Source organism: Cellulomonas sp. NPDC057328 (assembly GCF_042667215.1).
In the GTDB taxonomy this organism is placed as follows: domain Bacteria; phylum Actinomycetota; class Actinomycetes; order Actinomycetales; family Cellulomonadaceae; genus Cellulomonas.
Genome location: NZ_JBHUZW010000139.1, coordinates 1 through 10037, shown reverse-complemented (window position 1 = coordinate 10037; position 10037 = coordinate 1). Strand labels below are relative to the sequence as shown.

The 10037-nt window shown below is 74.8% G+C and carries 10 protein-coding genes; 6 read left to right on the top strand and 4 right to left on the bottom strand.

Features of this window, described 5'->3' with window-relative positions; translation table 11 throughout:
* A partial coding sequence (locus ACFUMH_RS17260; RefSeq protein WP_378208477.1) for an alpha/beta hydrolase occupies positions 1-524 on the bottom strand: 524 nt, incomplete at its 3' end.
* Positions 525-613: 89 nt separating this feature from the next.
* Between ACFUMH_RS17260 and ACFUMH_RS17255 the strand changes: the two genes are divergently transcribed.
* Positions 614-1222: a GNAT family N-acetyltransferase gene (locus ACFUMH_RS17255; RefSeq protein ID WP_378208475.1), complete on the top strand. Its 609-nt coding sequence runs from the start codon at positions 614-616 to the stop codon at positions 1220-1222.
* Here ACFUMH_RS17255 and ACFUMH_RS17250 read toward each other — a convergent pair.
* Together ACFUMH_RS17250 and ACFUMH_RS17245 are read right to left on the bottom strand one after the other, a co-directional pair.
* The gene (locus ACFUMH_RS17250) at positions 1185-1646 is read right to left on the bottom strand and encodes a peroxiredoxin (RefSeq protein ID WP_378208473.1); all 462 of its coding nucleotides are present in this window, start codon (positions 1644-1646) and stop codon (positions 1185-1187) included. The two genes, ACFUMH_RS17255 and ACFUMH_RS17250, sit on opposite strands and share 38 nt — an antisense overlap.
* A 7-nt stretch (positions 1647-1653) precedes the next feature.
* Positions 1654-2073: a DUF3052 domain-containing protein gene (locus tag ACFUMH_RS17245; protein WP_378208468.1), complete on the bottom strand. Its 420-nt coding sequence runs from the start codon at positions 2071-2073 to the stop codon at positions 1654-1656.
* Positions 2074-2435: 362 nt separating this feature from the next.
* Between ACFUMH_RS17245 and aceE the strand changes: the two genes are divergently transcribed.
* On the top strand, positions 2436-5183 hold the full coding sequence (gene aceE / locus ACFUMH_RS17240; protein ID WP_378208465.1) for a pyruvate dehydrogenase (acetyl-transferring), homodimeric type: 2748 nt from the start codon (positions 2436-2438) through the stop codon (positions 5181-5183).
* Between the two features lie 171 nt (positions 5184-5354).
* Here aceE and ACFUMH_RS17235 read toward each other — a convergent pair whose 3' ends face one another.
* Positions 5355-6041: a hypothetical protein gene (locus tag ACFUMH_RS17235; protein ID WP_378208463.1), complete on the bottom strand. Its 687-nt coding sequence runs from the start codon at positions 6039-6041 to the stop codon at positions 5355-5357.
* A 116-nt stretch (positions 6042-6157) separates the two neighbouring features.
* Here ACFUMH_RS17235 and ACFUMH_RS17230 point away from each other — a divergent pair, with 116 nt between their 5' ends.
* The 4 genes from ACFUMH_RS17230 (at position 6158) to ACFUMH_RS17215 (ending at position 9916) form a co-directional block, all read left to right on the top strand.
* Positions 6158-7462, top strand: coding sequence for a PucR family transcriptional regulator (locus tag ACFUMH_RS17230; protein ID WP_378208461.1), 1305 nt, complete (start codon positions 6158-6160; stop codon positions 7460-7462).
* 127 nt (positions 7463-7589) lie between these two features.
* A complete protein-coding gene (locus ACFUMH_RS17225) occupies positions 7590-8582 on the top strand; it encodes an ACP S-malonyltransferase (protein ID WP_378208459.1) in 993 nt (330 codons plus the stop codon).
* Entirely contained in the window at positions 8579-9583 is a 1005-nt protein-coding gene (locus ACFUMH_RS17220) for a beta-ketoacyl-ACP synthase III (protein ID WP_378208457.1), read from the top strand. Before ACFUMH_RS17225 ends, ACFUMH_RS17220 begins: the two co-directional genes overlap by 4 nt.
* Before the next feature lie 81 nt (positions 9584-9664).
* Entirely contained in the window at positions 9665-9916 is a 252-nt protein-coding gene (locus ACFUMH_RS17215; protein ID WP_378208454.1) for an acyl carrier protein, read from the top strand.
* The last annotated feature ends 121 nt before the right edge of the window (positions 9917-10037 follow it).

Below are 10037 nucleotides of genomic sequence, written 5' to 3'. Positions count from 1 at the left end.
GCGTAGCCCGCCGGCGCGGCGTCGGTGAGTGCGCGCTGGAAGGTCGCCTCGTCGGCGGTGTCACCCGCCGCGCACAGAGCCGCCCACGCGGTGTCGACGACGGGGTCGCGGCGCGCCGCCACGAGGTCCGCGCCGTCGTGCGGGGCGCCGGTCAGCCAGGTGCTCGGCGGCGTCACGAGCGTCAGCGAGCGCACCTGCCCGGGGAACCGGGCGGCGAGGGCGAGCGCGAGCCGGGTTCCGGCCGAGTGCGCGAGCACGTCGAGAGGCGCGCCGCCGAGGTGACGGAGCACGGCCGGAACGTCCTCGGCGTCGCGCCACCAGCCGCGCGAGAGCCCTCCCGTGGACGCCGTGCCACGGGGGTGGACCACCGCGAGGCGCCGCACGGCGGCCAGCCCGGCGAGGTCGCCGAGGTACTCCGGCCCGCGGCACGGACCGCCGGGCAGGACCACGACTGGCGGACCGGCGGCGTCGCCCACCGTGTCGAGAGCGAGGCGGCGGCCGTGGCCGGTCGCGATCGTCTGCACGCGCACAGCCTAGGCACGCGCCGCGGAACCGGCCGGGCCACCGTTCCCGGACGGACGCGACGGCGACGAGGTCCCCCTAGCGTGGGTGCGTGCCCTCCTCGCCTCTTCCGGGCTGGCCGCTCGCGCCACCCGCGCACGGTCGGGTGCTCCTGCGGCCCGTCGAGGACTCGGACGTGCCCATGGCGCGCGAGCTGTCGACGGACCCGTACGTGCCCCTGGTCGGCACGTTGCCGCCCGACGCGGGCCCGCAGGAGGCGCTGGCGTGGGTGGAGCGCCAGCGCGCGCGCCACGGCGAGGGCGCCGGCTTCTCGTTCACCGTCACCGTCGCCGCGACCGGCGTCGCGGTCGGCCACTGCGGGTTGTGGCTGCGGGAGCCGGCGCACGGGCGCGCCACGGCCGGGTACGCGATCGTCCCGTCGGCGCGGCGCAAGGGCTACGGCGCCGACGCGCTCGCGGCGCTCACGCAGTTTGCCTGGACGCTGCCGGGACTGACCCACGTGGCCCTCGACATCGAGCCCTGGAACACCGGCTCGGTGCGCGTCGCCGAGCGCGCGGGCTACCGGTGCGAGGGGCTGCTGCTCGGTCATCGTGAGATCGCAGGGGAACGGCGGGACATGCTCCGCTACACCGCGGAGCGGCCGCGCCGAGCCGACCCGGTCGTCACGCAAGCGTCGCCAGCGCCTCGCGGTACGCGGTGAGAGGGCGCGCCCGACCGCGCGGGTTGACCACCGACCACCGGACGACGCCCTGCGCGTCGAGCAGGAAGCTGCCGCGCAGCGCCAGGCCGTGCTCCTCGTCGAACACGCCGTAGGCCCGCGCCGCGGCGCCGTGCGGCCAGAAGTCCGACAGCAGGTCGAAGCCGTGCCGCTCCTGCTCCGACCACGCGCGCAGCGCGAACGTCGAGTCGCAGGAGATGCCGAGCAGCGTCACGCCGGCCCCCGTGAAGTCGGCGAGGTTGTCGCGCAGCTCGCACAGCTCGCTCCCGCAGACGCGTGAGAACGCGAAGGGGAAGAACACGAGCGCGACGGGCGCGCCGCGCAGGTCCGACAGCGTGACGGGCGTGCCGTGCGTGTCGGGGAGCGTGAGATCCGGTGCGACGTCCCCGACGGCGGGGACGCTCACCGGTGGCTCACTTGCCGCGGCCGCGGGTGGACAGGCGGGTGGCGGACCAGTCCGGGCCGATCGAGAACGTCGTCATCGCGTGCAGGCCCGACGTGGTCGCGGCCTCCTCGATGTCGCTGTGCTTGACGTGCCCGGGACGGCCGGCCTTCGGCGAGAAGACCCAGATCGGGCCGTTGTCCTCGAGCACCGTCATGGCGTCGACGAGGAAGTCGGTCAGGTCGCCGTCGTCGTCCCGGAACCAGATGACCGCGCCGTCCGTGACGTCGTCGTAGTCCTCGTCGACGAGCTCGTTGCCCGTCAGCGTCTCGAGACCCGTGCGGAGGTCCTCGTCGACGTCGTCGTCGTACCCCAGCTCCTGCACGACCTGCCCGGCCACGAAGCCGAGACGAGCGGCCTGCGTCGCGGCGTCGTCCGCGGTGGAAGACACGTCCGGCCCGTTCCCTTCTGCCCGACGGCTGCGACGGGGGCCGTGGCCCCCACCGGCGGACCCTCCTGACGGGACCGCCTGCCGATGTCGGGACACGTTAGCCCACATGGGCCCCGGGCGGCCCGACGGACGTCCGCGCAGGCCGCGCGTGTCCCCCCGGCACGCCGCCGCGGTCCCGTCGCCGTCGGCCGTGTCGCGGACGTCACGGTCACCGGTGTGACTTTCCGGGCCGGCTCGTCCGAGAATGGTCCGGATACCCGCAGCTGCGCCCGCTCGCCACCCGTGCGAGACGCCGACCGCGGGACTGCCAGGCGCACCGGGGCGGACCGCTCGGGGGCGCACGAGACGCGAAGGAGCACCCCGTGGCTTCCATCGACGAGACGGGCCCGCTGATCGGCGGCCTGCTCAGCCAGGTCCCCGACATCGACCCGGAGGAGACCGGCGAGTGGGTCGAGTCGCTCGACGGCCTGATCGACGAGAAGGGCGGCCCGCGCGCGCGGTACGTCCTGATGAGCATGCTCCGGCACGCACGGCAGCGGAACGTGGCCGTCCCGGCCTCGCTGAACACCCCGTACGTGAACACCATCGCGGTGCACAACGAGCCGTACTTCCCCGGTGACGAGGCCATGGAGCGGCGCTACCGCTCCTGGATCCGCTGGAACGCCGCCGTCATGGTGACGCGCGCGCAGCGCCCGGGCGTGGCCGTCGGCGGTCACATCTCGTCGTACGCGTCGGTCGCGACCCTCACCGAGGTCGGCCTCAACCACTTCTTCCGCGGCAAGGACCACCCGGGCGGCGGCGACCAGGTCTACTTCCAGGGCCACGCCTCCCCCGGCGTCTACGCCCGCGCCTTCCTGGAGGGCCGCCTGAGCGAGCACCAGCTCGACGGGTTCCGCCAGGAGGTCTCGCACCCCGGTGGCGGCCTGCCGTCCTACCCGCACCCGCGCCTCGCGCCGGAGCTGTGGGAGTTCCCGACGGTGTCGATGGGCCTCGGCCCGGCGTCCGCGATCTACCAGGCGTGGACCAACAAGTACCTGCAGTCGCGCGGCATCAAGGACACCAGCCAGCAGGACGTCTGGGCGTTCCTCGGCGACGGCGAGATGGACGAGCCCGAGTCGCGCGGCATGCTGCAGCACGCGGCGCAGCAGAACCTCGACAACCTGACGTTCGTCGTCAACTGCAACCTGCAGCGCCTCGACGGCCCCGTGCGCGGCAACGGCAAGATCATCCAGGAGCTCGAGGCGCAGTTCCGCGGCGCCGGCTGGAACGTCATCAAGGTCATCTGGGGCCGCGAGTGGGACACCCTGCTCAACGCCGACAAGGACCGCGCGCTCGTGCACCTGATGAACTCGACGCCCGACGGCGACTTCCAGACGTTCCGCGCGGAGAACGGCGCGTTCATCCGCGAGCACTTCTTCGGCCGCGACCCGCGGACCAAGGCGCTCGTCGAGAAGATGACGGACGACGAGATCTGGGCGCTCAAGCGCGGCGGCCACGACTACCGCAAGCTCTACGCCGCCTACAAGGCCGCGCGCGAGCACACCGGGCAGCCGACGGTCATCCTCGCCCACACCATCAAGGGCTACGGCCTGGGCTCCGGCTTCGCGGGCCGCAACGCCACGCACCAGATGAAGAAGCTCAAGGTCGACGAGCTCAAGACGCTGCGCGACTCGCTGCACATCCCGATCAGCGACGAGCAGATCGAGGCCGACCCGTACCTGCCGCCGTACTACAACCCGGGGCCCGAGGACCCGGCGATCCAGTACATGCTGGAGCGCCGCCGCCAGCTCGGCGGGTTCGTCCCGGAGCGCCGCACGGCGCACACCAAGCTGAACCTGCCGGAGCCCAAGCTGTACGAGGGCCTGGCGAAGGGGTCCGGCACGCAGGAGGTCGCCACGACCATGGCGCTCGTGCGCCTGTTCAAGGACCTGCTGAAGGACAAGGAGTTCGGGCACCGGCTCGTCCCGATCATCCCCGACGAGGCGCGCACGTTCGGCCTCGACTCGATCTTCCCGAGCGCCAAGATCTTCAACACGAACGGCCAGAACTACATGGCCGTCGACCGGGCGCTGATGCTCTCCTACAAGGAGAGCGAGGCCGGGCAGATCATGCACACGGGCATCAACGAGGCCGGCTCCGCCGCGGCGTTCCAGTCCGTCGGCACGTCGTACGCGACGCACGGCGAGCCGCTGATCCCGTTCTACTTCTACTACTCGATGTTCGGGTTCCAGCGGACCGGCGACCAGTTCTGGGCCGCCGGCGACCAGATGGCGCGCGGCTTCCTCATCGGCGCCACGGCCGGTCGCACGACCCTGACCGGCGAGGGCCTGCAGCACGCCGACGGGCACTCGCCGCTCCTCGCGGGCACCATGCCGCACGTCGTCCACTACGACGCCGCGTACGGCTACGAGATCCGGCACATCGTGCGCGACGGCATCGAGCGCATGTACGGCGACGGGTCCGACGGCCGCGACCAGAACGTCATCTACTACCTGACGGTCTACAACGAGCCGATGGTGCAGCCGGCCGAGCCGGCGGACGTCGACGTCGAGGGCGTCCTCAAGGGCATCCACCTCATCGCACCGGCCGAGGGCGACGGGCCGCGCGCCCAGATCCTCGCGTCCGGCGTCGCGGTGCCGTGGGCGCTCGAGGCCCAGCAGCTCCTCGCCGAGGACTGGGGCGTCCGCGCCGCGGTGTGGTCGGTGACGAGCTGGAACGAGCTGCGCCGCGAGGCGCTCGCCGTCGAGCAGCAGGCGTTCCTCCACCCGGGCGAGCAGCCGCGCACCCCGTACCTCACGTCGAAGCTGCAGGGCGCGGAGGGCCCGTTCGTCGCGACGACGGACTACGACCACCTCGTCGCCGACCAGGTCCGCGCGTGGGTGCCCGGCCGTTACGCCACGCTCGGCGCGGACGGCTTCGGCTTCTCCGACACGCGTGCGGCGGCCCGCCGGCACTTCAAGATCGACGGTCCGTCGACCGCGGTGCGCGTGCTGCAGCAGCTCGTGCTCGAGGGCAAGGTCGACGCGTCGCTGCCGGCGCAGGCCATCGAGCGGTACCGCCTGCACGACGTCACCGCCGGCACGTCCGGCAACACGGGCGGCGACTCCTGACGGGTCGCCCCGTCTGCTGAAGGACCCCCGCTGAACGCGACGAGCGGGCGGCCCCGGGAGACCGGGACCGCCCGCTCGTCGGCGTTCGGGGTGAGGCGCTGCGAGGTGAGGCGTGCGGAGGTGCGACGTGCGCGGCGGGGACGCCGCCCGACGCGCGCGTCCCCCGAGGCGTCAGGTGCCGGGGATCGACTGCTCCGCCTGGGCGACCTGGCGGGTCAGCTCGGCGCGCAGGTCGGCGATCGCCTTCTGGTCGGGGTAGAGGTCGAGCGACGCGAGGTGCTGCTTCGCGTCGAGCGGGCGGCCCGCCTCGACCGCGGCGCGGACGAGCTGGCGCGCGACCTCGGGGTCCTGCTCGCGCGGGCGCCAGTGCCCCACGCCCAGGTTGAGCGCGTCGACCGGCAGGCCGGCGTCGCACAGCAGGGCGAGCGCCTCGACGAGTGCACGCCCGGTGGTGTCCCGCTCCGCCGCGGTCGTGAGCCGGCGGATGGTGCCCTCGTGGTCGTCGCGGACCGACAGGCGGGCGACCTCCACGAGCGGGTACCAGGCGCGGGGGTTGCCCGACAGCTCCTCGCCGAGCGACCACACGGCGAGGTCCGCGGCGTGCTGCCGCTCGTGCTCGACGTTCGGGGCGGTCAGCGGGTCCTCCTCGTGGACCTGCTCGGCAGCCCGGCGGCGGACGATCTCCGCGAGGGCCTGGAACGCGCGCTCGTTGTTGGGGTCGTCGCTCAGCATCGAGCGCAACGCGTCCTCGTGGAGGGTGTCACCACGGCGGGCGGCGGTCGTCGGACGACGCGCGCCGACCCGGGAGGCCGACGTGGGTCGCCGCATGAGCTGGCGCAGACGAGGCAGGAGAGCCATGCCGAGACCCTATCCGTTCTGTCCCGTGCGCACCTGTCCGGGAGGGGCTCGGCACCTGCTGCGGGGGCCGTAACCTTTGTCGACTCCCCACAACGGCCGCGCCTATGCTCGGCCCCATGACGCCCCCCTCGACCGCTGACCGCACCGGCGCGGCGCCTCCGGACGACGTCGCCGACGGGGCGCACCCGGTCGTCGCGCGCGCCCGTCCGAGCACGGTGCGCGGGCGTCCGGTCCGGCCGGGGCGCGGCCGGACCGCCGACGCCACCGACCCGGGCGGCACCGAGACGCAGCGCCGCGTGCGCGAGGGTGCCGGCCAGCTCGCCGTGGCCGCCATGCGCCGGCTCGACGCCGACCTCGAGTGGTACCGCGCGCTGCCGGCGGAGGACCGCTCGTGGGTCAACCTCGTCGCGCAGGCCGGCATCACGGCCTTCGTCACCTGGTTCGCCGACCCCACCCGGCCGCCCCACGGCGTGGGCGAGATCTTCGCGGCCGCGCCGCCCGAGCTGACGCGGTCGATCTCCCTGCAGCACACGCTGCAGCTCGTCCGGGTCGTCGTCGACGTCGTCGAGACGCACAGCGACCGGCTCGCGGCGCCGGGTGCGGAGCGGGAGCTGCGCGAGGCGGTGCTCCGCTACTCGCGCGAGGTCGCCTTCTCGGCCGCCGAGGTCTACGCCCGTGCGGCCGAGGTCCGCGGCGGCTGGGACGCCCGGCTGGAGGCGCTCGTCGTGGACGCCCTCGTGCGGGGCGACGCCGACGACGCGCTGCGGTCCCGCGTCGCGGCCATCGGCTGGAGCGGCCGCGGCGCGACGCTCGTGGTCGTGGGCACGACGACGGCGCACCTGGACGAGGTGCGGGTCGCCGACCTGCGCCGTGCGACCCGCCGCGCGGCCGACGACGCCCTCGTCGGGATCCTCGGGGACCGGCTCGTCGTCTTCCTCGGCGGCGAGGGCGACCTGCGGGCCGCGGCCATGACGCTGCTCCCGCGGTTCGGACCGGGACCCGTCGTCATCGGGCCCGCCGCGCCGGGGCTCGTCGAGAGCACGGCGTCCGCGCGCGCGGCCCTCGCGGGGCTGCAGGCCGCCGCCGGGTGGGACCAGGTGCCGCGGCCCGTGCTCGCGGACGACCTGCTCCCCGAGCGCGTGCTGGTGGGCGACGCCGACGCCCGGCGCGCGCTGGTCGAGCGGGCGTTCGCCCCGCTGGCGGCGAGCCAGGGGTCGCTGCTCGAGACGCTGTCCGCGTACCTGGGGGCCGGCCGGTCGCTCGAGGCCGCGGCGCGCAGCCTGTACGTGCACCCGAACACCGTCCGCTACCGGCTGCGCCGCGTCGCGGACGTCACCGGGTGGGACCCGCTCGACGCCCGCGAGTCGTACGTGCTGCAGACGGCGCTGGCGGTCGGGCGCCTCGACGCCGCCCGGGGCTAGCACCGACGGCGTCCCGGACGCGCGGCGCCCACGGGTGCCGCCTTTGTACAGGTGCGACAAGGCTGGCCACCGAGCTTGGTGGGAGCCGTGACCGGGTGACCGCGGGCCGGGACGGCACAGTGGACGGGTGCTCGTCGTCGCCTGCCCTGGTCAGGGCGCCCAGTCCCCCGGCATGCTCGCCGCCTGGCTCGAGGTCGACGGGGTCGCCGACCTCCTGACCCGCGCGAGCGAGGTCACCGGGGCGGACCTCGTCGCCCACGGCACCACGTCCGACGCCGAGACGATCCGCGACACCGCGGTGGCGCAGCCGCTGCTGGTGGCCACCGCGCTCGCCAGCCTGCGGGCCGTGCTCGGCGCGCCCCTCGGGACCGACCTCGCGCAGGCCGTGCCGGGGCGCGTCGACGCCGCCGCCGGCCACTCGGTCGGCGAGCTCGCCGCCGCCGCCGTCGCGGGCGTGCTCAGCGACGACGACGCGCTCGCGCTCGTCGCCGTGCGCGGCGCGGCCATGGCCCGTGCGGCGGCGGCCACCCCGACGGGCATGAGCGCCGTCCTCGGGGGCGACCCCGACGAGGTGCTCGCCCGGCTGGAGGCCCTCGGCCTCGTGCCCGCGAACGTCAACGGCGGCGGCCAGGTCGTCGCCGCCGGCACGCTGGACGCCCTCGCGGCGCTCTCCGCCGAGCCGCCGACCCGCGCGCGGGTCGTGCCGCTCCAGGTGGCGGGTGCCTTCCACACCTCCCACATGGCGCCGGCGGTCGACGAGCTCGCCGCCGCGGCTGCGCGCGTCGCGCCGCGCGACCCCGTCGTGACGCTGCTCGGCAACGCCGACGGGGCCGTCGTCAGCACCGGCGCCGACGCGCTCGACCGCGTCGTCGCGCAGGTGGCCCGCCCGGTCCGCTGGGACCTCTGCCAGGGCACGCTCGCCGACCTCGGCGTGACGGGCCTGCTCGAGGTGGCGCCCGGCGGGGTCCTCACCGGCCTCGCGCGGCGTACGCTGCCCGGGGTCGAGACCGTGGCGCTGAAGTCGCCCGCCGACCTCGACGCGGCGCGCGACCTCGTGCGCCGCCACGCCGGCGGCGCGCAGCCGTCCCCCTCGACGACCACGCAGGAGAGCACGTCGTGACCCGTCCGACCCTCACGCAGGCCACCGGCCCCGCGCACACCCGCATCCTCGGCATCGGCGGGGTGCGCGGCGAGCGTGTCGTCCCCAACGACGACCTCGTCGGCCCGATCGACTCGTCGGACGAGTGGATCCGTCAGCGCACCGGCATCGTGACGCGGCGCCGCGCCGAGGCGGGCACCGACGTGCTCGACCTCGCCGAGGGTGCCGCGCGCGCCGCGCTCGACCACGCCGGCCTGACCGGTGCGGACATCGACGCGGTCATCCTCTCGACCGTCACCTACTTCCACCAGACGCCCGCGGGCGCCGCGATCGTCGCCGACCGGATCGGCGCCACGCCCGCCGCGGCGTTCGACATCTCCGCCGCGTGCGCCGGCTTCTGCTACGGGGTCGGCCAGGCCGACGCCCTCGTGCGCGCCGGCACCGCCCGCCACGTGCTCGTCATCGGCGCCGAGAAGATGAGCGAGTTCGTCGACCCGACCGACCGGACGATCTCCTTCCTGCTCGGCGACGGCGCCGGCGCCGTGGTCGTCGGCCCGTCCGACACGCCCGGCATCGGCCCGACGGTCTGGGGCTCGGACGGCGGCCAGGCGCACGCCATCCGCCAGACGCACTCCTGGCTCGCGACGCGCGACGAGGGCGCCGGCTGGCCCACGCTGCGCCAGGAGGGCCAGAGCGTCTTCAAGTGGGCCGTCTGGCAGATGGCCCCGGTCGCGCAGAAGGCCATGGACGCCGCCGGCGTCCGCCCCGAGGACATCGAGGCGTTCGTGCCGCACCAGGCCAACATGCGGATCATCGACCAGATGATCAAGCAGCTGAAGCTGCCCGAGTCCGTCGTCGTCGGCCGCGACATCGCCGACACCGGCAACACGTCCGCCGCGTCGATCCCCCTGGCCGCCGAGCGCCTCCTCCGCGAGGGCCAGGTGCCGTCCGGCGCGCTGGCCCTGCAGATCGGCTTCGGCGCGGGCCTCGTCTACGCCGCGCAGGTCGTCGTCCTGCCCTGATCCCGTGGGGCGGGCCGGGCACGACCGGCCGGTACCGTCAGCACGTTTCGTCCGAGCACCATCCCACCCGAGGAGACATCCATGGCGCACAGCGAGCAGGAGATCCTGGCCGGCCTGGCCGAGATCGTCAGCGAGGAGACGGGCCTGCCGGCCGACTCCGTCCTGCCCGAGAAGTCCTTCACCGACGACCTGGACATCGACTCGCTGTCGATGATGACGATCGTCACCCTCGCCGAGGAGAAGTTCGACGTCCGCATCCCCGACGACGAGGTCAAGAACCTCACGACGGTCGGCGACGCGGTCAGCTTCATCAACGGCGCCCAGGCGGCCTGACGCCCGACGCACCCGCGGCCGGGGCGGGGCCGGCCCCCCCCCCGCCGCCCCCCCCCCCCCCCACAACCACGGGCCCCCCAAATCACACACCCCCCCGGGGGGGGAGACCCGCAGGGGCGGC

What these genes read in the sequence shown, in the direction of transcription:
- ACFUMH_RS17230 (WP_378208461.1), top strand. Translation starts at nt 6,158, where the DNA reads ATGACGCCCCCCTCGACCGCTGACCGCACCGGCGCGGCGCCTCCGGAC.
- ACFUMH_RS17215 (WP_378208454.1), top strand. Translation starts at nt 9,665, where the DNA reads ATGGCGCACAGCGAGCAGGAGATCCTGGCCGGCCTGGCCGAGATCGTC.
- ACFUMH_RS17235 (WP_378208463.1), bottom strand. Translation starts at nt 6,041, where the DNA reads ATGGCTCTCCTGCCTCGTCTGCGCCAGCTCATGCGGCGACCCACGTCG.